At 57.2% G+C, this 21,860-nt stretch carries 22 protein-coding genes and 2 tRNA genes; 8 read left to right on the forward strand and 16 right to left on the reverse strand.

What is annotated here, in order from left to right; genetic code table 11:
* Position 1 precedes the first annotated feature (1 nt).
* From rplT to LARV_RS09075, 5 genes are all read right to left on the reverse strand, one after another.
* On the reverse strand, positions 2–352 hold the full coding sequence (gene rplT / locus LARV_RS09055) for a 50S ribosomal protein L20 (protein ID WP_075073334.1): 351 nt from the start codon (positions 350–352) through the stop codon (positions 2–4).
* Positions 353–453: 101 nt separating this feature from the next.
* Positions 454–684 (reverse strand): large ribosomal subunit protein bL35, encoded by a 231-nt coding sequence (locus LARV_RS09060; RefSeq protein WP_075073335.1) that lies wholly within the window; start codon positions 682–684, stop codon positions 454–456.
* Between the two features lie 92 nt (positions 685–776).
* On the reverse strand, positions 777–1,349 hold the full coding sequence (gene infC / locus LARV_RS09065; protein WP_075073336.1) for a translation initiation factor IF-3: 573 nt from the start codon (positions 1,347–1,349) through the stop codon (positions 777–779).
* A 156-nt stretch (positions 1,350–1,505) separates the two neighbouring features.
* Positions 1,506–3,302 carry a threonine--tRNA ligase gene (gene thrS / locus LARV_RS09070; protein ID WP_075073337.1) on the reverse strand — a complete coding sequence of 599 codons (1,797 nt, stop codon included), beginning with the start codon at positions 3,300–3,302 and terminating at the stop codon, positions 1,506–1,508.
* Positions 3,303–3,591: 289 nt separating this feature from the next.
* A tRNA-Val gene (locus tag LARV_RS09075) sits at positions 3,592–3,665 on the reverse strand.
* Between the two features lie 177 nt (positions 3,666–3,842).
* On the opposite strand from LARV_RS09075, the gene LARV_RS09080 reads away from it, so the two are divergent.
* From LARV_RS09080 to LARV_RS09095, 4 genes are all read left to right on the forward strand, one after another.
* A tRNA-Ser gene (locus LARV_RS09080) sits at positions 3,843–3,928 on the forward strand.
* Between the two features lie 806 nt (positions 3,929–4,734).
* The gene (locus LARV_RS09085) at positions 4,735–5,463 is read left to right on the forward strand and encodes a hypothetical protein (RefSeq protein WP_075073338.1); all 729 of its coding nucleotides are present in this window, start codon (positions 4,735–4,737) and stop codon (positions 5,461–5,463) included.
* Positions 5,464–5,646: 183 nt separating this feature from the next.
* Positions 5,647–6,909 carry a 4Fe-4S dicluster domain-containing protein gene (locus LARV_RS09090; RefSeq protein ID WP_075073339.1) on the forward strand — a complete coding sequence of 421 codons (1,263 nt, stop codon included), beginning with the start codon at positions 5,647–5,649 and terminating at the stop codon, positions 6,907–6,909.
* A gap of 36 nt (positions 6,910–6,945) precedes the next feature.
* Positions 6,946–7,464 (forward strand): SET domain-containing protein, encoded by a 519-nt coding sequence (locus LARV_RS09095; RefSeq protein WP_075073340.1) that lies wholly within the window; start codon positions 6,946–6,948, stop codon positions 7,462–7,464.
* 161 nt (positions 7,465–7,625) lie between these two features.
* On the opposite strand, the gene LARV_RS09100 is transcribed toward LARV_RS09095, so the two are convergent.
* The 7 genes from LARV_RS09100 to LARV_RS09130 are packed head-to-tail and all read right to left on the reverse strand — an operon-like array spanning position 7,626 to position 14,563.
* Entirely contained in the window at positions 7,626–8,135 is a 510-nt protein-coding gene (locus LARV_RS09100; RefSeq protein ID WP_075073341.1) for a c-type cytochrome, read from the reverse strand.
* On the reverse strand, positions 8,132–8,662 hold the full coding sequence (locus LARV_RS09105) for a quinol:electron acceptor oxidoreductase subunit ActD (RefSeq protein ID WP_075073342.1): 531 nt from the start codon (positions 8,660–8,662) through the stop codon (positions 8,132–8,134). The genes LARV_RS09100 and LARV_RS09105 overlap by 4 nt, the downstream gene beginning before the upstream one ends.
* Before the next feature lie 12 nt (positions 8,663–8,674).
* Positions 8,675–10,120 (reverse strand): NrfD/PsrC family molybdoenzyme membrane anchor subunit, encoded by a 1,446-nt coding sequence (nrfD, locus tag LARV_RS09110; RefSeq protein ID WP_083522455.1) that lies wholly within the window; start codon positions 10,118–10,120, stop codon positions 8,675–8,677.
* Entirely contained in the window at positions 10,110–10,823 is a 714-nt protein-coding gene (locus LARV_RS09115; protein WP_075073343.1) for a 4Fe-4S dicluster domain-containing protein, read from the reverse strand. The genes nrfD and LARV_RS09115 overlap by 11 nt, the downstream gene beginning before the upstream one ends.
* Positions 10,824–10,855: 32 nt before the next feature.
* Positions 10,856–13,000, reverse strand: coding sequence for a molybdopterin dinucleotide binding domain-containing protein (locus LARV_RS09120; RefSeq protein ID WP_075073344.1), 2,145 nt, complete (start codon positions 12,998–13,000; stop codon positions 10,856–10,858).
* Between the two features lie 18 nt (positions 13,001–13,018).
* Positions 13,019–13,555, reverse strand: a complete 537-nt coding sequence (locus tag LARV_RS09125; protein ID WP_075073345.1) for a cytochrome c3 family protein — start codon at positions 13,553–13,555, stop codon at positions 13,019–13,021.
* A 36-nt stretch (positions 13,556–13,591) separates the two neighbouring features.
* Complete coding sequence (locus LARV_RS09130; protein WP_075073346.1) at positions 13,592–14,563, reverse strand: c-type cytochrome; 972 nt, start codon at positions 14,561–14,563, stop codon at positions 13,592–13,594.
* A gap of 202 nt (positions 14,564–14,765) precedes the next feature.
* Between LARV_RS09130 and LARV_RS09135 the strand changes: the two genes are divergently transcribed.
* The 3 genes from LARV_RS09135 (at position 14,766) to LARV_RS09145 (ending at position 17,671) form a co-directional block, all read left to right on the forward strand.
* Positions 14,766–15,992: a class I SAM-dependent RNA methyltransferase gene (locus LARV_RS09135; protein ID WP_075073347.1), complete on the forward strand. Its 1,227-nt coding sequence runs from the start codon at positions 14,766–14,768 to the stop codon at positions 15,990–15,992.
* 79 nt (positions 15,993–16,071) lie between these two features.
* Entirely contained in the window at positions 16,072–16,974 is a 903-nt protein-coding gene (locus LARV_RS09140) for a radical SAM protein (protein ID WP_075075177.1), read from the forward strand.
* 91 nt (positions 16,975–17,065) lie between these two features.
* Entirely contained in the window at positions 17,066–17,671 is a 606-nt protein-coding gene (locus tag LARV_RS09145) for a GNAT family N-acetyltransferase (RefSeq protein ID WP_075073348.1), read from the forward strand.
* Here the strand turns inward: LARV_RS09145 and LARV_RS09150 are convergent.
* Positions 17,620–18,288 carry an NUDIX hydrolase gene (locus LARV_RS09150; RefSeq protein WP_075073349.1) on the reverse strand — a complete coding sequence of 223 codons (669 nt, stop codon included), beginning with the start codon at positions 18,286–18,288 and terminating at the stop codon, positions 17,620–17,622. The two genes, LARV_RS09145 and LARV_RS09150, sit on opposite strands and share 52 nt — an antisense overlap.
* Before the next feature lie 87 nt (positions 18,289–18,375).
* Between LARV_RS09150 and LARV_RS09155 the strand changes: the two genes are divergently transcribed.
* A complete protein-coding gene (locus LARV_RS09155) occupies positions 18,376–19,314 on the forward strand; it encodes a sugar-binding protein (protein ID WP_075073350.1) in 939 nt (312 codons plus the stop codon).
* Between the two features lie 68 nt (positions 19,315–19,382).
* On the opposite strand, the gene LARV_RS09160 is transcribed toward LARV_RS09155, so the two are convergent.
* The 3 genes from LARV_RS09160 to LARV_RS09170 all read right to left on the reverse strand — a co-directional run bounded on the left by LARV_RS09160 (position 19,383) and on the right by LARV_RS09170 (position 21,853).
* Positions 19,383–20,219 (reverse strand): tetratricopeptide repeat protein, encoded by an 837-nt coding sequence (locus tag LARV_RS09160; RefSeq protein WP_075073351.1) that lies wholly within the window; start codon positions 20,217–20,219, stop codon positions 19,383–19,385.
* Between the two features lie 88 nt (positions 20,220–20,307).
* Positions 20,308–20,727 carry a hypothetical protein gene (locus LARV_RS09165; RefSeq protein ID WP_075073352.1) on the reverse strand — a complete coding sequence of 140 codons (420 nt, stop codon included), beginning with the start codon at positions 20,725–20,727 and terminating at the stop codon, positions 20,308–20,310.
* Between the two features lie 73 nt (positions 20,728–20,800).
* Positions 20,801–21,853, reverse strand: coding sequence for a L,D-transpeptidase family protein (locus LARV_RS09170; RefSeq protein WP_075073353.1), 1,053 nt, complete (start codon positions 21,851–21,853; stop codon positions 20,801–20,803).
* Positions 21,854–21,860: the final 7 nt, after the last annotated feature.

The raw sequence follows: 21,860 nt of genomic DNA on the forward strand, positions 1-21,860 counted from the left end.
CCTAAGCTGCTTTCGCTTTTTCGACGACTGCCGCAAATGCCTGCGGATCGCGCACTGCCAGGTCAGCCAGCATCTTGCGGTTGAGCTGGATATCCGCCTTGCGCATGCCATTGATGAGGCGGCTGTAAGCCATCCCATTGGTGTGAGCGGCGGCGTTGATACGAACGATCCACAACCGGCGCAAGTCACGCTTGCGCGTGCGGCGGTCGCGAGTTGCATACCAAAGGCTCTTCAGCATGGCCTGATTGGCACGGCGGAACTGGAAATGGCGGGTTCCGCGCTGACCTTTGGCGAAATTCAATACTTTCTTGTGGCGTAGATGGCCGAAAGGACCACCTTTTACACGTGCCATGGATTACTCCTTTGCAAACCCCTGGGCGTCAGCGCTTGAGGCACTAGTTGTTTACACCCAACGGCCGCACCTAAAAAAGAATGAGTACGATGCGTTTCTGCCTACTTGTCCATGTTGGGGGCAAGACGGCGGACGCGCTTGATGATCGATTCGCCTTGGACGACGACCATCTCAGAGAACAGCGCTTTGGTGCGCTTGGAAGTGCGGCGGCGAAGATGACTCTTACCGCCCTTCGTGCGCAGCAGAACGCCGGACCCGCTCAGGCGAAACCGTTTGGAGGTTGCCTTGTGGGTCTTCAGTTTGAATTTTCCGTCTTTCTGCTTACGGGGCACAGCGTAACTCCTCTCGAGAAAAATCCGCGGTAATATTACACGCGACCGCGTATTATACCATAAAAATGGATCTCTTCAACTGCGGCCGTGAACTATTCCGCTGTCGGGCTGGTGACTTCGGGTTTGGCTTCACCCTCGGCCTTCTTCTTGGGAGCGCGCGAGGGGGCAAGCACCATACCCATGGTTTTGCCTTCCATCGTTGGCACCTGTTCGACAATGCCGACGTCGGCCAACTCTTCAGCAATTTCTTTCAGGTCTTCCAGCGCCAGTTCAGGATAACTGATCTCGCGGCCGCGGAAGCGAATGGTGACGCGCACCTTGTTGCCTTCCAACAGCCAGCGGCGGGCATCGCGGGTTTTGAAACCGCGGTGGTGCTCGTTGGTCTTGGGGCGCAGGCGAATCTCCTTGACCTCGATCTTGGTCTGAGATTTGCGGGCTTCGCGTTCCTTCTTGGTGCGTTCATACAGGAACTTGCCGAAATCCATCACACGGCAGACTGGCGGTACGGCCGTACCGGCGACTTCCACCAGATCCAACTCGGCATCACGCGCGATTTGCAGCGCTTGTTGGATGGAAACGACGCCTATATTTTCCCCTTTCGGCCCAATCAGGCGAACTTCGGGGACACGGATTTGTTCATTGACGCGAAAGTTTTGAGTACTGATAGTAACTTTTCTCCTCTACTGAATACGGCTTTCAGCCCAGTTTTCTGGGCTTATACGTGGACTGATTTTACCATAATTTAATCTTCTCCGCCCACCTGCCGTAAAAAGAGGGGAGTTTTGCCCCGCGCGGGGTAAAACTCCCCTGGCATGCTTCAACTAGACGCCTTCAACGATTTCTTTATTGGCGCGCGCCAGAAAATCGCCGAGCGGCATGGGACCGGGATTCTCGCCGCTGCGCAGGCGCAGGGCCACTTCACCGCCCTGGGCTTCCTTGTCGCCCACGACCAGCATGTACGGAATCTTCTGGTTTTGAGCGTCGCGGATCTTGGCGTTCATGCGTTCGCCGCGATCATCCACTTCCACGCGCAGGCCGGCCGACTTGAGTTTACCGGCGACTTCGGCAGCGTAGGCAACATGCCGATCCGCGATGGGGATGACCATCGCCTGAACGGGCGCCAGCCAAACCGGGAAAGCGCCGGCGAAATGTTCGATGATGACGCCCAGGAAGCGTTCGGTGGTACCGGTGACCGCGCGGTGCAGCACGACCGGGGTGTGTTCCAGGTTGTCCTCACCGATATAGGTCAGGCCGAGACGGGCAGGTTGGATGAAGTCCACCTGGATGGTCGAAAGCTGCCATTCACGGCCGAGCACATCGTTGGCCATAAAGTCGGCTTTGGGCCCGTAGAAGGCGGCTTCGCCCTCGGCTTCGAAGTAATCCACGTTGTTGGCCTGCAGAGCAGAACGCAGCGCGGCTTCGGCCTGGCCCCAGCGGACATCATCCTTTACGTACTTGCCGCCCTGGCCGCGCAGCGAAAGGCGGACGCGGTAATTGGTGAAGCGGTAGCGTTCCAGGACTTCTTTGATCACCTGCAAGTCGAGTGAGAATTCCTGCTCGATCTGTTCGGGGGTGCAGAAGGTGTGGCAGTCGTCCTGGGTCAGCGAGCGCACGCGGGTCAGGCCGTTCAATTCGCCCGTTTTTTCGTAGCGGTAGAGGGTGGCGAATTCGGCAAAGCGCAGGGGCAGCTCGCGATAGGAGTGCCGGCCCATCTCCTTGTAAAGGGTCATGTGGCTCGGGCAGTTCATCGGCTTGAGGCGGAAGGTGATGTTTTCATCCACCATGGGCGGGAACATGGCGTCCTTATAGTTGTCATAGTGCCCCGAGCGCTTGTAGAGATCCTCTTTGACCAGGTGACCGGTCCAGACGTGCTGGAAGCCATAGCGGGTTTGCACGTCGCGTACGTAGGATTCCATCAGGTGGCGCAGCATCTCGCCTTTGGGGGTAAAGAGCGGCAGGCCGGGGCCGACGTCATCCGAGAAGTAGAACAGGCCCAGGTCCTTGCCCAGTTTGCGGTGATCGCGTTTTTTGGCCTCTTCCAGCTTCCACAGGTACTCTTCCAACTCCTGGGGCGTATTCCAGGCGGTGCCGTAGATGCGGGTGAGCATGGGACGCTTTTCGTCGCCGCGCCAGTAAGCGCCGGCGATGCTCATCAACTTGATGGCGTCCGGATTGATCTGGCCGGTCGTTTCGACGTGCGGTCCGCGGCATAGATCGACGAACGTGTCGCTGGTGTAAGTGGAAATAATCGGCTTTTCGGTGATCGGGTTGCCATCCTCATCAAAACCGCCCTTTTCCAACCCGTCGATCAATTCGAGTTTGAAGGATTGGTTCGCGAAAATCTTGCGAGCCTCATCGGCGGAGACTTCGCGGCGCACGAAGGGATGTTTGCCGCGGATGATTTCGCGCATGCGTTTTTCGATCTCGGGCAGGTCTTCGGCGGTGATTTGGCGGGGCAGGTCGAAGTCGTAGTAAAAGCCATCTTCGATTGCCGGGCCGATGGCGATATTGGCGCCGGGGAAGCGTTCGAGCACGGCTTCGGCCATGATGTGCGCAGTGGAGTGGCGTATGCGGTATAGCAGGGTATCTTGATACCGCTCATGTTTGATCTCAGCCATTCTAACCTCCTGATGTGGTTAACAACAAAAAACTCCCGTCCCAAACTGGGGCGAGAGCTAAATCACGCGGTTCCACCCAGATTGACCGGTTGTAAACAATCCGATCATCTCGTTGGGGCTGATAACGGGGCCAACCGATTGCCATACTGCGCCTTACGGCGGTTCCGGTACTTGCTCGCAGGTGGTTTTCGTTCGTTAATTCCGGAGGGGACTTTCAGCCTGGCGATCCCCTTTCTCTGGCGGAGAGTATCGAACTACTCGTCCTGGTCAACGCGGGTATTGAGTTGTGTGGGCGGTATAGGACTCGAACCTACGGCCTTTGCGATGTCAACGCAACGCTCTAACCAACTGAGCTAACCGCCCGTGTGTGAGCGATATTATAAACGCAACCTTTTGAATTTGCAATACTCAGTTTACTGAAATAACAGAGTTTATTTCCATTCGATGAAAGGTTTATTCTCATGGATGATTTTTCTTGCGCTGAAAAAATTATGGTATAATCCGCTTCGCCTGACGCACCAATGGCCGCGGCGGGTGTCTGGAGAGGTAGCGCAGTTGGCCTAACGCGCCCGCTTGGAGAGCGGGTATACCGCAAGGTATCGTGGGTTCGAATCCCACCCTCTCCGCCTGAGGAAAAGCTATTAGCGATCAGCTATTAGCTTTTTGCTTTAAAACAGCGCTATGGGTTCGAATCCCATTCCCAACGGGAATCTTCGACCCTCTCCGCCTGAAGAAAAGCTATTAGCGATCAGCTATTAGCTTTTTGCTTTAAAACTGCGCTATGGGTTCGAATCCCATTCTCTACGAGAATCTGCGACCCTCTCCGCCTGAAGAAAAGCTATTAGCGATCAGCTCTTAGCTTTTTGCTTTAAAACTGCGATGTGGGTTCGAATCCCATTCTCTACGAGAATCTGCGACCCTCTCCGCCTGAGGAAAAGCTATTTGCGATCAGCTCTTAGCTTTTTTTGCTTTAAAACTGCGATGTGGGTTCAAATCCCATTCCCAACGGGAATCTTCGACCCTCTCCGCCTAAAGAAAAGCTATTAGTGATTCGCTATTAGCTTCTTGCTTTAAACGAATTGACCATGTTTGGATATAGCCCGGCAATTGACCAATTATTAATATATTCTATCAATTTTCGTCGAAATTCGCTTGACTTCCATCCGTAAAATATCTATAAAATATCTAGACAATTTAATATTTTTGAAACAATATGGGAGCGATGACCTGGCGGGGAAATCTGGTCGCTTATCCCAAAGAGGGGGGAAACCTGCCAACGAGCTAAGAGCGAAACCGGCCCATGCGACCGGTTCTGTTTTTAAGAGCCGATCCGGATCTTTTCTTCGAAAGGGGGTGATTGCGGAGACAATTTCTGTGCTCCGAATTACGATTTCACTCGCTCAGAGTCTCAGGTCGGTGAAAGGAATCGAAAATGTTAAAGAAAAGTCTTTTGCCCTCGCTGGTTGTGGTATTGCTTTTATCCATCACGACCCTGGCTCAAGCCGAATACGGTCGCACATGGAACGGCTATACCCTGGATGCGCCCTACGATCAGACGACCTGCGCGCCATCCAATTTGATTTCCACCACCGGAATCGAACCTACCACCTCCATTCATGTCTGGTTCTTTGTCCAAAACCCGGTAACCAACAACATGGATGTATTGCAGCAGTTCTACCAGTACGACGACCTCACCAATGTGGCCTTCCCGTATGGCCTGGCCGGCCCAATTTCCGGCACGCGTCTTTTTGAGGCCCGCGTCGATGTCTTCGTTGGCGGAGTCGAAGTCACTCAACTTCAGGCCTACTGGAGTGTAACCTGCTCGGAGACGCCCACCCCGCCGCCCGGCGGCGAAGGCTGCACGCCCGGATTCTGGCGCAACCATTACGCGGTCTGGCCCGCGCCGTATACCCCGAGTAATTACTTCAATACCGTTTTCAGCGTGGGTTACTTCAGCCCAACCTATACCCTGGGTCAGGCGATCTGGGCAGGCGGCGGCGGTTTGAATATCACCGCCCGCCATGGAACGGCCGCTCTCTTGAGTGCAGCCAGCCCGGGTGTTGACTATCCGTATACCGTTGCCGAAGTGATCGCCATGGTTCAGGCAGGCGACATCTCACACCTGATTGATGCCAACAATCTTGGTTGTCCGCTCAACTAAAACGCGTCCTTTCAGCTTAAACAGGGAAAGTGGGTTTCGATCCTTCGAAACCCACTTTTCTTGTACTTCGATATAATCAAGGCATCTCTGTATTTTCTGGATGGATGATTCGATCTTGACGCGGGTGCGCCACGCGGCCCACAGCGGATAGATACCCCCTTTTGATTTACAGGAACACTGCTTATGAATGAGCCCGCCCCCTATTCTTCACTGGTAGATCGTCTCAACCGTTTTCCTCAAGGTGCGCCGCCCAGCGAGTCGCTGTATGCCATTTTGAAGATTCTCTTCAGCGAACGCGAGGCCGGTTTGGTGGCGCAATTACCAATCCAGCCCTTTTCGGCTCTGGATGCCAGCCGAATTTGGAAAATGGATCTGACTGAAGCGCGCAAGGTGCTGGATGGGTTGGCTGAAAAGGCGATTTTATTGGATGCCGGGCGTCAAGGCGAGACGGTTTACACATTACCGCCGCCCATGGCTGGTTTTTTCGAGTTTTCGATGATGCGAATGCGCGAGGATGTCGACCAGCAGCTCCTGGCCGAGCTGTACACGCAGTACTGCACCACCGAAGAGGATTCCATGCGTTCCCTGTTCACCGGCGGCGATACCCATCCCGGGCGGGTGTTCGTCCATGAGCCGGTGCTTCCGCAGGTGAGCGTGCTGGATTACGAGCGCGCCAGCGAGGTGATCCGGTCCGCATCGGCGCGCGCCGTCGGGGTGTGCTACTGCCGGCACAAGATGGCGCGACTGGGCAAAGCCTGTTCCGCGCCGAAGGAGATCTGCATGACCTTTGGCGGTACGGCCGATTCGTTGGTCCGGCACGGCTACGGGCGGGCTGTGGATGAGATCGAGGGGCTGGATTTGCTGCAACAGGCGTACGAGAACAACCTGGTGCAGTTCGGGGAGAACGCGCGTGAAGGGGTCAGCTTCATTTGCAACTGTTGCGGTTGCTGCTGCGAGGCGCTGATCGCACAGCGGCGTTTCAGCTTGCTGCGACCCATTCACACCAGCAATTTCCAGCCGGAAGTGGATCGTGAACGGTGCAGCGGCTGCGGCAAGTGTGTGGCGGCCTGCCCGGTGGAGGCAATGGGATTGATCTCAGCCAATGACCCACAGCGCCCCAATCGTAAACTGGCGCGTCTGGCTGAGGAACTCTGCCTGGGCTGCGGGGTGTGCGTGCGTACCTGCACAAATGGCGGCTTGAAATTAATCCTGCGCGGCGAACGGGTAATCACGCCGATGAACGGGGTGCATCGCATCGTTTTGATGGCCATCGAGCGCGGCAAACTGCAGGACCTGGTCTTCGATAACCACGTACTTTTCAGCCAACGCGCCCTGGCGCTGCTGCTGGGCGCCATCTTAAAATTGCCGCCACTCAAGCAGGCAATGGCCACGCAGCAATTCAAATCGCGTTACCTGGAATCTTTGATCCGGCGGGTGATGGTATAAATCCGGCTGGATAATTCTGATCCTCGAGGTGCCACATTGTCGCCGGTTTCGATCTATTCTTACATCCATCCAAAGTTGGAAGTGCGTCCTGCGCCGGTCAACGGCGGTTGGGGAGTGTTCGCCCGCGAAGCGATTGGCGAAGGTGAACTGCTGGTGGTGTGGGGGGGCGAGATCCGCACAGCCGACCAGATCGGCGCGCTGCTGGACGGGGACGCCTGCCACGGCCTGCAGGTGGACGAGGGAGTATATCTCTGGTCGATCCGGGAGGGCGACACCGGCGATTACGTCAACCACTCCTGCAATCCGAATGCGTGGATATCCGGCCAGATCAGTTTGCTGGCGCGGCGGGATATCGAGCCGGGCGAGGAGATCACCTTCGATTACGCCACCACGGACGCCAGCGATTACGACACGTTCGCGTGCCACTGCGGCGATCCATTGTGCCGCGGTGTGGTCACCGGGCAGGACTGGCGGCGCGCGGACCTGCAGGGAAGGTACAAAGGGCATTTCTCCGCCTATATCCAACGCCGGATCGATAGCCAACCATTCGCATAGATTAATAGTGAATCATGGCCGCAGCAGGGCTGCCGGCGGCAGGCCTGCACCGGTTCACTCCACGAGGCGGGCACTCGGGTTTCAGAGATAGAATTTTAAAGGATGACGATAAACGGCGGAGGTTTTTCCTCCCCCGTTTCGTGTAGTTGAAGGAGCACGGGTCACTGGCCGGCGGCCTGCAGCGAACGCACATAGTTGACCACGTCCCAGCGCGCACCGGCGGTGGGTAGATTTTCGATGAGCGCGGGCATTTTTCCTTCCACGCCGTTGGTGATGGTCAGGAAGATGGCGCCGTCGCTTTCGGTCCGGGGCGGGCCTTCCAGCAGGTTGGCGGGTTTATTCTGCAGAAAGGTTGCGAAGGGTCCCTTACCTTTCCCATCCACACCATGGCACAGCGCGCAGGCTACATTGTAAGAATCTTTGCCGCGCGCCAATGAAGCCTCATCGGCGGGCACCGGGTTGGTGGGGGCGCCCAGTTCGGCGATATACGCGGCGCCCTGGACAGGCACCGAGCGCGCCGGCAGCGGCAGGGGATCCTCCTGGGCGCGGAAGGACGGCTGGATTTCCATGAAGCTGATCCAGTCGATCTTGATGATATCGTAGGTGAACAGCAGGCCCCCCAGGAGGGGGAGCGCCAGGATACCCAGCACGAGGATCATGCGTTTGATCATAGGTTCTTCACCTCCGAGCGATGGATCAACTCCGCTCCCAGCGGCGTCAGGGCGGCGTGCATTTTTTCATCCAGATCCGGCGGGCAGGTGAACAAGATGGCGATATTGCCGTCGCTGATTTTGGGGTGATAGCCTTTCGGGCCGTAGGTGGGCGTGATGGTTTCCACGAAGACACCCAGAAAGGTGCTGATGAGCAGGCCCAACATGGTCAGCTCGAAGATGACCACGATGGATGTCGGAATGGCCCAAAAGGGCTGATTCCCCACCCGGATGGGATAGAGCGACTGCGTGCCGAAGGAAAGCGCCAGGGCGATCAGGAAGCCAACCACCGCGCCGCCCAGCCCGATCAGGCCCACCCGGGTCCAGCTTACCGGCCGGCCGAGGATGTGCTCGGAGTATGGAATGCCGGAGAGGATCGACATCTCCTGGTCGGCGATGCCCAGCGCCCGTAATCGATCGATCGCTTCCACAGCATCGTCGATCCGATCTTCTTTGAAAATGGCCAGATGAACAGGTTCTTTCGGCATGATCAGGCCTCCTTACTCCAGCTCGCTGACGCTGGGCACTTTGCTCTTACCCATTTTCCGCAGGGTATGAGCCACCTGGCCTTCCTGCACCTCCCACACCGGCACCAGCGGGATGAACCGCGATGCCAGCATGTACAGCAGGATGAACAGGAACAGGGTGCCCAGCGGTATGAGCAATTCCGTCAGGCGCGGGTTATAGATACCCCAGTCGAAGGGCATACGCTGGTGGCCCAGGGTCAGCGGGATGATGGTGTATCGCTCGGCGTACATGCCGACGTTGATCAGAATGGTGATGATGGCCATCACCCAGGGAGTTCTGCGGATGCGTCTGTTCCACAGCGTCAGCCAGGGAATTGCGACGTTGCAAATCAACATCAGGTACCAGACCCAGGCGGAAGGTCCGGTGGCGTGGGCAGTGAGGATGTCTTTGATCACCTTATCTCCGCCGTACCAGTTGAGCAGGTATTCGTTGAAGAAGAAATAGGCCCAGGTCATCGAAAAAACCAGAATCAGCTTGCCCAGGGCGTCGAAATGCTCGGGGCGGATGAAGTAATCCATGTTCTTCAGCGTCTTTTGCAGGACGAAGAGGATGGTGACCACAGCGGAAATGCCCGAGAGAATGGCGCCGACGATGAAATAGGGACCAAAGATGGTGGAATGCCAGCCGCCCGTCATGGCCACTGCAAAATCCCAGGACACGATGGTGTGCACGGAGAACATGACCGGGATGATGGCGAACGCGAAAATGGTGATGGCCTTGCGCAGGCGGTTCCATTCCATTTCGGTGCCGCGCCAATTCAACGCCAACACCTTATAAATGGTATGCCGCCAACCGGTGGTGCGGTCGCGCGCCATGGCCAGGTCAGGAACCAGCGGCAGGTAAATATAAATGGTGCTGGATAACAGGTAGGTGGTGATGGCCAGAAAGTCCCACACCAGCGGTGAGCGGAAGTTGGGCCAGAGCTGGCGCGCGTTGGGGTAGGGCACCATCCAGTAGAAGACCCACACCCGCCCCAGATGAATGAGCGGGTAAAGCGCTCCGGCGGCCAGGCCAAAGGTGGTCATCAGTTCGGCTGCGCGGGTGAAGGGGCGGCGGTACTCGGCTTTGAACACGCGCAGGATCGCCGAAACGAAGGTCCCGGCATGGCTGATGCCGATCCAGAACACAAAGGTGACGATCAACACGCCCCAGAAGATCGGCCGGCGAATCCCCAGCACACCAACGCCGGTGACGATCATATTCGCCCAGGCGCCTAACAGGCATACCGCCACCAGCAGGGCCAGCGTTCCAACGACGATCCAGTAGCGTTTGGAGGTGTGCGTCATGGCGTCGATGACCATGTGGTTCATCTCCTCACGCGGTTTGGGATCGAGCATCAGGTGCTCGCGGCGCTCCTCCTCCTGGCGTTCTTCGGCCGTTTGGGAAGGATTGCCGAGAATTTTGACATCAACCGCCATAATAGCCGCCTCCCTTCAGGTAAGTGACCCTTGGCAGAGTCCCCAGTTCTTCGAGCAAGTGGTAACCCCGTTCACTGCGCGCCAATTGGCTGGCCCGGCTGTTTGGATCGCTCAGGTCGCCGAAGACAATGGCGTCGGTGGGGCAGGCTTGCTGACAGGCGGTCATGACCTCGCCGTCTTCGAGAGCCCGACCTTGCGCGGCGGCAACGTCTTCACCGTGTTTGATGCGCTGCACACAGAAAGTGCATTTTTCCATCACACCCCGCCGGCGAACGGTGACGTCGGGATTGAGGTAATAATTCATCGGCGCCGGGATCTCGTAGTCGAACCAGTTGAAGTTGCGTGCGATATACGGGCAGTTGTTGGCGCAGTAGCGCGTGCCGATGCAGCGGTTGTAGACCTGTAAATTGATCTGTTCCTCTTCGCTGTGGACCGACGCAAAAACCGGGCAAACCGGTTCGCAGGGCGCGTTGCCGCACTGCTGGCACATCGCCGGGGTGCGGTCAGGTTTCACATCCGGATATGCGCCGGTCCAGTAGCGCTGGACGCGAATCCAGTGCATGCCGCGCCCGTAGGCGACTTCGTCCTCGCCGGTGAAGGGAATGTTATTTTCCATGGAACAGGCGGTGACGCAGGCCTGACAGCCCGAGCAACGATCCAGGTCGATCACCAGTCCCCATTTCTTTGCTTCTTGTTCTGCCATCGTTCCGCTCCTTGTGTGCACTCTAACGATAATCAACCGGCATGATCGCCATAGACGCCTTCACGGCTTTCGTAGCGCGCCAATGGGCGGCGTTTGCCGGTGGGAGTGATGCTGACCTGCAGGTCGCCATAGGCCAGGTCGCCAACTTCATTCATTTGAACTTCGAACAACGCCGCCGGGTTGGCGCCGCGCGCTTCGGCAAAACGCCCCAGGGCGGTATGTCCCTGGCCGAACGGAATGGCTACCGTATCCGGCCGGATCGCGGGATAGAGGTAGACGGATGCTTCCAATTCGCCGGCGGACGAGCTGACTTTGACGACGTCGTCGTCGCGCAGGCCCAGCTTTGCGGCGGTTTCCGGGTGAATTTCGATCCAGGAGTTCCACATGACCGTGGTCATGGGATCGGGGGTCTCCTGCAGCCAGGGACGGTTCGCGCCGCTGCCGTCGCCCATCTGGGTGGGGTAGGTGTGGAATCGGAATTTATCCCGGCCAATCGAAACGGGCGCCGCCACCGGCAGCGATTCTTCCAGGGCGCGCTTCAGGTCGACCTGGATGGGCTCGGGTTGGGCCTTCCACCAGCCACCGTATTGAAGCCAGGATGACCAGAAGGTCAGGATTTCCGGCGCGGTGTAGAAGCCGCCGGCGCCGATATACGGCCGGATTTTCTGCTGGATGAAATCCACTTCATCCTGATAAGCCGCTGCCGCTGCCAGCGCGCCACCCCGCATGCGGGCCGCTTCGAGCAGCACGTCGGCGGTGGCGCGGGTGTTGTACAACGGAACCACCACCGGCTGCAGCGCCGAAAGCGCCGGGCGGTCGCTGCCGGTCAGGACGCGCTGATACCCGAAGGATTCGAGCCCGGTGTGGTCGGGGAGAGTCCAATCGCTCAGAACTGAGGTCTCATCCGGAAATGCGGCAAAGCTGACGATTGCCTTGACCTTCTTCAGCGCGTCGCTAAAGCCCAGGGCAGCGGGCAGTTCGAAAACCGGGTTGAGGCTGTGGATGAAAAGTGTGTGGATCTCACCCTGGTTCATACGGTTCACCAGCGCCTGGACGTCCTGCAGACTGGCGGCCGAGTCGTCCGCGGCGGCCAGTCTGATCAAGGACGATTCCTTGATCGCATTGAGCGCCAGGATGGCTCTGGCGGTCATTAATCCGGTGGTATGACTCAAGGCTGCCCCGCCGGGCAAGGCCAGGGGCTTTTCGGCCCGGGCGAAAAGATAGGCCAGGTGATGTAATTTTTCTTCACTGACACCCGATTGTTCCACGGCCTGGGCAAGATCGACGGTGGCAAAGGCGGTCGGGATGGCCTGGCCGTTGATTTCGGCAATCAAACGCCCGATGGCCGCGGCAACCACGCCTTCGCTGCCCGGAATGAGCGGTATCCATTCATCGGCGACGCTGGAGGTGACGGATTGACGCGCCTCGAAGGAGACCAGGTAGCCGCGTTTGCCGGGGGTTCCCTGGCGCAAGTTACCGTAGCCGCGGCTATAGGCCAATGGCGAAAGCCAGGTTTCGAGAAAATTCGCCCCAAACGAGAAGACCAGGTCCGCATTTCCCAGATCGAAGAAGGGCAGGCCAGCCTGACCGGTAATCTGGCGCATGGCTTCGATCAATGTGGCGCGGGCTTCGAACATCCCGAGCGCGCCGTAACGAACCGGCGCCGGTGCGCCCATGGCGTCCGTGATTTCCTTGACCAGATCGTACAGGTGATCTGGCTGGTAGCCCATCAGGAAGGCGACGCTTTTTGGATCGCCGCCCAACAGGTTCGAAACGGTGTTCAAGGCTTCATCCCAGGCGATGTCGATGAAATTGCCTGAGCCCCGGCCGGCGGCTTTGCGCGGCTCACGGATGCGGTCGGGATTGTAAAGGCCCTGGACCGAGGTCAGTCCACGCTGGCAGAGCTTGCCGCGGTTGACCGGGTGATTGGGATTGCCTTCGGCTTTGATGGCCCGGCCTTCAAAGGTTCGTAGAATCAGACCGCAGCCGGCCGCGCATTCGCGGCAGGTGGTGGCGTAATAGGTGCTGAAGCCGGTCTGGTTGTACTCGGGCATGCTGGCATAAGGTTTACGGATCACGTAGCGTGAAGCCGGACCGCAGCCGGTCAGCACCGCAGCCGCCGCCGCGCCCAGTCCGGTGAACTTCAGAAATTTGCGCCGTGAAATTTTTTCACTCATGGTACGTCGTCTCCTCTATCAGTAATGGCAGGTGGCGCAATCGGAAAGGCGCGCCCATTTTTCTGGCGCCATGCGCTTGTGGCAGTCCAGGCACCAACCCATGTTTTGACCGGATTGAGGTTCGGCGACCGTCATCTTGCTTACATCGCCATGACAGGTTTCGCAGGCCACTCCGGCCGCAATATGCGGACGGTGATTGAAGTGCACGAAATCCGGTTGGATGGCGACCGGCACCCATGGAATTGAGTTGCCGGCTTTTACAAAGGCGGCCAATTTATCCAACTCGGGGGATTTGACCTGAACCTGTTGATGGCAGCCCCAGCATTTGGAAGGGCTGGGTAATCCTGCGGTTGGGCCCGTGGCGGCGCCCGTGTGGCAGTACTGGCATTTCGCACCGATACCCACGTGAAGGCTGTGGGGAAACTGGATGGGCTGTTCGGGAGGAGTCTGGGTGTAATAGACTCCGCCAACTGCGCCGCCCAGCAGGATCAGCAAGATCAACGCTCCTGCAATGCGAAGGCCGGGTTGCTGCCACCAGGATTTTTTCTTCTCCATATCGTGCTCCTTTATTCCCTCTGGCGTAAATGGAGTTTATTTTTTACCCCGAGCGATCCAGACCAACAGGAAGATCAAACCCACCAGGACTACGCCGAGCAGAAGAGCGAAGCCCAGGCTGGTCGCCATCGCGCCGAACGCCGTCAGTAATCCACCCCAAAAGCCCTGGGCCGGACCGCCCGGCTGGACAACCGGAGTCGCCTCGCGCCCGCCCAAAGAAGGGGTCTCTTTACCAGAAGGCAGCCCGGACGGGAATGTCTGCGCGTAATAGAGCACATCCCGGCCGTCCTGCGCACTCCAACCCAGGGAACGCCCGATAGGCATGTCCGGCGCAGCGGCCGTGCCAAAGCGCGTCCGGTGCAGAAAACGCCACGGATCAGTCACCGCCAGCGTTCCCAGGGTCACGTTTTGGCCTTCCATCCGAAAAACCATCGCCGCGCCATCCTCACCATGGCATTTGACGCAGGTATTTTCGTATTTGGCTTTCCCGTTGGCGAGATCGCCGTTGAGGACCTTGCGTGAAACCAGGTCGATGAACTGGTTGTCGTCGATCGTACCGTTTTTGATGAAGGCCACGAGCGCATCCACATCTTCGCCACTCAGGTAGGGGCTAAAGTCATGTTGAGGATCCAATCTGCCGGTGATGGCGCCCGACAGATCGGACACCTGGGTCTGATATACGCCGGGGAAACCGGTGTAATTGCTTCCCGAGCCAAAGGCGCCGTCTTTGCCCTGGTAATCCCAACCGTGGCAGGTCACGCAGCGCCAGGTTTCAGCGCCGCTGCGCGTGTTGGTGGTTTGAGTTGTCCAAAGCGGCATATCGCCGGCGCGAGGCTGGGTTTCAAGTAAGGCATACCAGTTGTCGTACAGCCGGGCGCCGCGAATGATGGTTTCATCGGTTTGTGGCAGCGGGCCGGCGTTCGCCTGGGCCCGGACGGTGATCACCAGGAAGACGATCAGAACGAGAAGGATGAGTGCTGGAACGATGTAGAATGAAAAACGTTTCATGCTCTCCTCCACGGGGTCTTTATGGCTGGACCTGAAGAATCCTGCAACTAATTTTTGTTGATATTGTACATCGAACTAGTCTATTAAATATACATTAATTCGGGGTGATTCACAATCGCCCAAAGCGTGATTCGGTCCATCATCCGGCCGGGCAGCACGGATGATATAATCGGATCACCTGAAAAATGCGATCTGGAGAAATATGACACAGGAAGTTGAAATCACCGGTATGGTGTATGGTGGGGATGGCTTTGGCCGTTTGGCGGACGGCAGGGCCGCCTTTGTACCCTTTGTGCTGCCGGGTGAACGGGCCGAAATCGAATTCGTGGAAGAAAAACGCGGGCATGTCCGCGGGCGTCTGGTCAAACTGGTCCGGCCGGCGGCGATGCGCATCCAACCCCGCTGCCCCCATTTCGGGGTGTGCGGTGGCTGCCATTACCAGCACATCCCTTATGCCGGGCAATTGACTTTCAAGGAAACCATCGTCCGCGAACAGTTGGCGCGCATAGCCGGAATCCAGGATCCGCCCGTGCGACCGATCATTCCATCCCCGCTGGAGTGGAATTATCGCAATTCCGTCCAGTTCCACCTCGATCCGCAGGGCAAGCTGGGCTATCAGGCGGCCGGTTCGCACCGCGTGGTGGCGATTCGCGAGTGCCATCTGCCGGAGGAAACGCTCAACCAGGCCTGGCCCCTGCTCGATCTGGAACCCTTGCCCGGGTTGGAGCGCATCGACCTGCGTCTTGGGGCGGGGGATGATTTGCTGCTGGCGTTGGAGGGCAATGGCGAGGCCATGCCGGAGTTCAGCGTCGATTTCCCCCTGTCGGCAGTCTATCTCGGCCCGGATCGTTCGATGGTGCTGGCCGGGGACGATGGATTGGTGATCGAGGTGCTGGATAAACCCTTCCGGGTGACGGCGGGTTCGTTTTTTCAGGTCAACACGCAGCAGGCAGGCGCGATGGTGAAGCACCTGTTGGAGCGCCTGCCGCTGACCCAGGATACGACCTTGCTGGATGTCTACTGTGGGGTGGGGCTCTTCTCGGCCTTTATGGCGCCGCTTGTAGGGCGCTGCGTGGGCGTGGAGCTTTCGGAATCGGCCTGCAATGATTACGCGGCCAATCTGGACGACCGCGACAACGTCGAGTTGTACGTCGGGGCGGCGGAGATAGTCCTGCCGGCCCTGGATGTGAAGCCGGATGTGGTGCTGGTCGATCCGCCGCGGGCCGGATTGGAGCGCGCCGCGCTGGATGCCATCATGGCACTGGCGCCGCAGATCCTGGCGTATGTTTCCTGCGATCCGGCCACCCTGGCGCGCGACATCAAGCGCCTGACGGCCGGGGGGTATCAATTGGTCGAAGCGACGCCTTTCGATTTATTTCCCCAGACCTACCATATCGAAACCATTGCTTTGATGAAATGGAATGGATGAATAAGGTATGCATCCCGGAAGGGGCGTTTTCGACCGGCAGCGAGTCGAAAAAGCGGCCAATCGGGATGAGAGGAATTCGATGGAAAATTCTTTATTACAGGATTGCACGTTATGCCCGCGGAATTGCCACATCGACCGCACGAACGGGCGAAAAGGGTATTGCCGGGAATCGGAAGAATTGGTGGTGGCGCGAGCGGCGCTGCATCTATGGGAGGAGCCCTGTATTTCGGGTGAAGCGGGTTCGGGGGCGGTGTTCTTCTCCGGCTGCCCGGTAGGCTGCGTCTACTGCCAGAACAAGAAAATCTCCAGGGGGCTGACCGGGAAGAAGATCACGATCGAACGGTTGGTGGAAATCTTTCTGGAGTTAAAAGGGCAGGGCGCAAACAACATCAACCTGGTGACGCCGAGCCACTACGTCCCCCAGATCGTCACCGCGGTTCTGCTGGCGCGGGAACAAGGCCTGGACCTCCCGATCGTTTATAACTGCGGCGGATACGAAAAAGTCGAAACCCTGAAATTGCTTGACGGAATCGTCGATATCTACCTGCCGGATTTCAAATATGTATCAGCGGAGATCGCCAAAAAGTATTCGAACTGCGCGGATTATTTTGAACATGCATCTGCGGCGGTAAAAGAAATGCTGCGCCAGGTGGGCGAACCGGTTTTCGATGAGCATGGGATGATGAAGAAAGGCGTGGTCGTGCGGCACCTGACCCTGCCGGGCTGCCTTCAGGATTCAAAGGACGTCATCCGGTATCTGCATCAGACCTTTGGAAATTCGATCTACGTCAGCATCATGAACCAATATACGCCGCTCCCCGGTATCGAGAAATATCCCGAACTCAATCGAAAGATCACGCCGGCGGAGTATGATGAACTGGTCGATTTTGCCGTTTCCATCGACGTGACCCATGCTTTCGTGCAGGATGGCGAAACGGCGATAGAGAGTTTCATCCCGGAATTCGATGAAAGCGGAGTCTAGGATTTAAAATTCTATTCCTGGCAACTGCGGCAATGTGGTATAAGTTCTTGAAGTAATGAAATCAAAAAACTAATTGTTTCGAGAAACATACATGCAAAATGAGATAACCAAGAAGAGTAAGCACCATTTGATTTGCGGGCAAAGAATCGAGCTTGTTCCGATCACACCTGAGCACATGGATTTCATGTGTAGAGTAGAAACAGACGTGACCTTATGGTATTACGAAGAATCTGTAATCACAGACGAAAAGCTTGTCCGCAGGAAATTTACCGACAGAATCAACCGGGATGATGTTTATGATTTTATTGTCCGGCGAATTTCGGATGGCGTTCCGGTAGGCGTCGTCTATACATGGCAATATATTGGCGAACGGAAAATCTGGGAGATCGGATATGCCCTGCTCCCAGAATTTCAAGGGAATGGTTTTTGCCTGGAGAGCGTTCGCCTTTTGATCTCCTTTATTTTCGGAGAATTGGGGGCTCATAAAATTGTGGGGATGTGCAATTCCGAGAATTTGCGCTCCGCTTCTGTCATGCAAAAAGCCGGCATGTCAAAGCAGGGTGTCTTCAGAGAGGAATATTATTGGCGCGGTCAATGGGTCGATCAATTCTATTTCAGCTTACTGGAACGGGAATATCGATCTGACTACGGGAACAACCGTCTCGCCTTGACCTCGGCCACGGCGTCCGGCCGGTAGCGGTACAACTGGGCCGGGCGGCCTTCGCCTGTGCGGCGGCGGGGCGTGCTTTCGATGATGCCGGCCTGCAGGATGCGCCGGCGGAAATTGCGTTTATCCAGTTTTTCACCCAGAATAATTTCATAGGTGGATTGCAGCTCGGACAGGCTGAAATAGTCGGGCAGCAGTTCGAATCCGACCGCGCTGTATTCCAACTTATAGCGCAGGCGGCGCAGCGCGTAGGTCAGGATGTCGCCGTGATCGAGAATAAGCGGCGGAAGCGTGTCGACCGGGAACCAATCGGCCGCAGATTCGTCTAAAGGGGTGAGGAGAGAATCGGCCGGCACCAGGGCAAAATACACCACCGAGACGGCATTGCGATCCGGGTCACCATATGTATAAAGCTGCTCCAGGTATGCTTCATGCAACCCAGTATATTTCGCAACGCATTGAGCGGCGGTTTCTTCCAACGACAGATCGGTTGGAAGCGCCAGGCCCGGGATTTGCCAAGCGCCTGCGGACGGTAAATCGTTGAGCAGAACCTGGAGACGATTTTCTCGCAGCGTGAAAACCACAACATAGACATCAATTTGAAAAAGGGCGCTGTGATTAGATGTGATCAGTGGAGATTTATCCATGGAGCGACTCCCCGGAAATAATTATAACTGATTTGATCGCAGCGTTGATATAATGAATTCGTGTCGTGAAGAACAAAGGAGGAATGAATGAGCAAGAAAGGGTTCGTGATTTTGTCTTTGCTCTGTGTGGTCAGTTTGCTGACGGCCTGCAACCTGCCCGGTCAGGCAAAGCCTACCCAGGATCTATTCCCCACACCGAACTTGACGCTGACCGCGTTGTTCGCGCCGGGGGGCATTCCGCCAACGGTCACGCCGCCCGCCCTGGTGACCGCGACCAGCGGATCGGTCGTGGTAGCCACCACGACACCTCCCGCAGCGACTGCCACCCAGGCTGCATCGGCCACGCCCACCAAAGTGCCGCCTTCCGCCACGGCGGTGACCCGCCCGGGGCCGGCCATCAAGGCAGCCTATCTGGCGACGGCACCGAAAATCGACGGCGATTGGGGTGAATGGAAAACGGATGCCTATCCGGCGCGCTTTGTCGTCTTCGGCGCGGGTAACTGGAAGAACAGCGACGATCTGGAAGGCTCTTTCCGGGTCGGCTGGGATAACACCTACCTGTACGTCGCGGTCAAGGTGCTGGATGATACCTACGTGCAGAATGCCACCGGCGCAGAGATCTACAAGGGCGACAGCATCGAATTGCTGTTCGACTCGGACCTGTGGGGCGATTTTGCCGTTCGTAGCCTGAGCAACGACGATTATCAGATCGGCATTTCGGCGGGCAAGGATAAGATCGGCGGCGCCACCTCAGCTTACCTCTGGTATCCTTCGGGCAAGGCGGGCAACCTGAGTGATGTTAAGATCGCGGCGGTCTCCTCGACCGGAGTGTATCGGGTCGAGTTTGCCATCCCCTGGAAGACTCTGGGGGTCACGCCGGCCTCCGGCGGCCAGTTCGGTTTCGGCCTTTCGATTTCCGACGATGATAAAGCCGGCTCGAAAGAGCAGCAAAGCATGGTCTCGAACCTGGAAGACCGCAATTTCCTCGATCCGGGCACCTGGGGCACGCTGACGCTCACCAAGTAAGCCAACCCATTCGATTCACAAAAGCCCGGCAGCGGGAATTCTGGCTGCCGGGCTTTTCTTTCGATCCATTAGAATAAGATCGCGGCCAATTCCGATCGGTAGGTACGCGATTGAGGGTCTGAATCGCCCAGCAGTTCCAGCAGGCCCAAAAACACCTGCCGGGCGGCATCGTGGCGGTAGTGTTTGTCCTGGCGCAGGATATCCAACAGCCCATCCAAGGCCGCCAGCAAATTGCCGCGTCCGGCCAGGCGAACGGAGTTGCCAAAGGCTGCGTCCAGGTCAGTTTCGTCCGGGAGCAGGCCGTTTTCGCTTTTTTCGAGCGCCTCGGCTAACGGCAGCAGCCGTTGGGCCCGGGTGTATTCGCGGCTGGCTGGAAAAGCGTGCAGGATTTCCAGGGCCTCATTGCCGTATCCCTGGCCCAATACCGCAATCGCCATGCCGAGCAGCGCCTCGGGGTGCTGAGGGGCTTGATCCAACACATCGCCAAAAATACTTTCAGCTTCCTGCCAATCATGTTCCTGCAGCATGCTGTTGCCTTTTTCGACGGCCAGCGAGAGGGGACTGGGCGGGGTGATGCGCGCCAGAAACTCCCGCACGCGCTCTTCGGGTTGCAGACCTGTGAACTCGCCCACCACTTCGCCCTGGCTGAAGGCTTTGACGGTGGGGATGCTGCGCACGTTGTAGTGCAAGGCCAGATTCGGATTGGCGTCCACGTCCACGCGCGCCAACCGGAAAGTCCCCTGAGCTTCACGCGCCAGCGTTTCCAGCATGGGGCCGAGGGTTTTGCACGGCTTGCACCAGGTCGCCCAGAACTCCACCACCACCGGGATATTCTCAGAGTATGAGATGACCTCATACTCGAAATCTGTTTCGTTTACATCGACGATATTATCCGATGTCATCATCTTGGGTTTCTCCGCCTAACATACTACTAAAGTATTTTATTTTAGCAATCGGATATAAGAATTACATCGGAGTCCGGTATCGGATGGATTATTCGCCCTCATCGCTCGGAGCCGAAGGCTGATCGACGCGCACGATTTCACCGTGCATGTCGATCACAATTTTAAAGCCCATCATTCCCATATAAGCGCGGGCGTCTTCCGGAATGCCCGTCTGGAGCAGGGATTCGAATTGTTTATCCATCTGCTTGATCTGATTGAGCAACATGGCGCGGGTGAAAATGTCTTCCTGGCCGAGCATTTTAGCGGTTTGCTCGCTGATTTCATCTTCATGGCCTTCGATCTGCTCGCCCATCATCTGCAGAACCTGACGGTCGACCTGCTCGGAAGGTACGTGGCGGAGAAAACCTGAATCGTTGACGATATAGCATGGTTCATCGCCAACATAACCGGTCGTTACAAGATTGCCGTTTTCGTCGACCACCAGTCCTTCAAAGAGTGCTTTTCGCATGCAAACCTCGACGGTTTAGAAAATCCTTTTCTGGATTTATTGTATCAGGTTTTGGTTAATATTTGGATGAGGACTAGATTACGTCCACGATGGTTCCGGGATCGTTCTGGAACAATCGCTCGCCCCAGGGAACGTCCGGGTTCGTCCATTGATAAATCCAACGCGCGCCGGGCGAGGGCATGTTGATGCAGCCGTGACTGCGCGGTTTGCCGAAATCGTTGTGCCAGTAGGTGCCGTGAAATGAGATACCGCTGTCGGTCAAATAGCTCACCCAGGGAACGCCGGGCAGATCATAGCTGGCCGGGGCGGCAAAGTCGCCGTCTGCCATGTGACGGGACGGGCGCTTTCGATTCATGAGGTAACGGCCAGCCGGCGTGCGAAAATCGCCGTCGCTGAAGTGCGCTCCGGTGGCGGCGCGGCACATGAAGACGGGATGATCGTACTCGTACGCAACGACTGCCTGCTCGTCCAGCAGGATCTCGATGCGTTTCCTCTCGGCCGGCACTTCCGGCGAGATGGGCTTCAACTCCTCCGGTTCGATCAGGTGCAGGTGGGACGCCTTGGCATAGAAGGTCAGTTTCCATTTTTCATCATAGTAACTGTACCAGGGAACGCCTTCCGCGTCGGCGATGACGCCGGTGATCCAGTAGGTGGTTCCATAGTACAACCGGTAGACGACGGATTCGGTGCGCAGCGGACTCCAGGTGCTATCGGTATACGGGACAGTGACCTCGGCCAGACGGCCTTCGCCGGGAATCTTACTGACCGGTTCATTCGGCCGGACATCCACCGGATGGACGCCGCCGGAATGAACATAGCCCTCGCCGTTCAATTCATACCAGACCCGGTTATAGGCGGGCTCTTCGTCGCCAATCGTCACATCGGTGATGGAATAAATTTGATCGGCAAAGAATTTCTTGAGTACATTGGCGTTCAAGCTGGGCTTATCGTAAACCCGGGTGTTGTCGGCGATAATCCGACCCAGGCGCGGAGATTCAGTGAACTGGGTTGGCGCCTGGGCGCTCACCGGGTGCGTACCAGGCGGCAGAAAGACTGCTGCCAGAGTAGCGCCGGCCAGTTTCAGAAAATCCCGACGGTTGAGGGAGGGGGTACCGGTCGCGGCCACTGGGTCT

It is taken from the genome of Longilinea arvoryzae, assembly GCF_001050235.1.
In the GTDB taxonomy this organism is placed as follows: domain Bacteria; phylum Chloroflexota; class Anaerolineae; order Anaerolineales; family Anaerolineaceae; genus Longilinea; species Longilinea arvoryzae.

What these genes read in the sequence shown, in the direction of transcription:
- nrfD (WP_083522455.1), bottom strand. Translation starts at nt 10,120, where the DNA reads ATGGCGGTTGATGTCAAAATTCTCGGCAATCCTTCCCAAACGGCCGAA.
- LARV_RS09130 (WP_075073346.1), bottom strand. Translation starts at nt 14,563, where the DNA reads ATGAAACGTTTTTCATTCTACATCGTTCCAGCACTCATCCTTCTCGTT.
- LARV_RS09120 (WP_075073344.1), bottom strand. Translation starts at nt 13,000, where the DNA reads ATGAGTGAAAAAATTTCACGGCGCAAATTTCTGAAGTTCACCGGACTG.
- LARV_RS09100 (WP_075073341.1), bottom strand. Translation starts at nt 8,135, where the DNA reads ATGATCAAACGCATGATCCTCGTGCTGGGTATCCTGGCGCTCCCCCTC.
- LARV_RS09105 (WP_075073342.1), bottom strand. Translation starts at nt 8,662, where the DNA reads ATGCCGAAAGAACCTGTTCATCTGGCCATTTTCAAAGAAGATCGGATC.
- thrS (WP_075073337.1), bottom strand. Translation starts at nt 3,302, where the DNA reads ATGGCTGAGATCAAACATGAGCGGTATCAAGATACCCTGCTATACCGC.
- LARV_RS09125 (WP_075073345.1), bottom strand. Translation starts at nt 13,555, where the DNA reads ATGGAGAAGAAAAAATCCTGGTGGCAGCAACCCGGCCTTCGCATTGCA.
- LARV_RS09115 (WP_075073343.1), bottom strand. Translation starts at nt 10,823, where the DNA reads ATGGCAGAACAAGAAGCAAAGAAATGGGGACTGGTGATCGACCTGGAT.
- LARV_RS09155 (WP_075073350.1), top strand. Translation starts at nt 18,376, where the DNA reads ATGAGCAAGAAAGGGTTCGTGATTTTGTCTTTGCTCTGTGTGGTCAGT.
- LARV_RS09165 (WP_075073352.1), bottom strand. Translation starts at nt 20,727, where the DNA reads ATGCGAAAAGCACTCTTTGAAGGACTGGTGGTCGACGAAAACGGCAAT.
- LARV_RS09150 (WP_075073349.1), bottom strand. Translation starts at nt 18,288, where the DNA reads ATGGATAAATCTCCACTGATCACATCTAATCACAGCGCCCTTTTTCAA.
- LARV_RS09160 (WP_075073351.1), bottom strand. Translation starts at nt 20,219, where the DNA reads ATGATGACATCGGATAATATCGTCGATGTAAACGAAACAGATTTCGAG.
- LARV_RS09085 (WP_075073338.1), top strand. Translation starts at nt 4,735, where the DNA reads ATGTTAAAGAAAAGTCTTTTGCCCTCGCTGGTTGTGGTATTGCTTTTA.
- LARV_RS09140 (WP_075075177.1), top strand. Translation starts at nt 16,072, where the DNA reads ATGGAAAATTCTTTATTACAGGATTGCACGTTATGCCCGCGGAATTGC.
- LARV_RS09145 (WP_075073348.1), top strand. Translation starts at nt 17,066, where the DNA reads ATGCAAAATGAGATAACCAAGAAGAGTAAGCACCATTTGATTTGCGGG.
- rplT (WP_075073334.1), bottom strand. Translation starts at nt 352, where the DNA reads ATGGCACGTGTAAAAGGTGGTCCTTTCGGCCATCTACGCCACAAGAAA.
- LARV_RS09090 (WP_075073339.1), top strand. Translation starts at nt 5,647, where the DNA reads ATGAATGAGCCCGCCCCCTATTCTTCACTGGTAGATCGTCTCAACCGT.
- LARV_RS09135 (WP_075073347.1), top strand. Translation starts at nt 14,766, where the DNA reads ATGACACAGGAAGTTGAAATCACCGGTATGGTGTATGGTGGGGATGGC.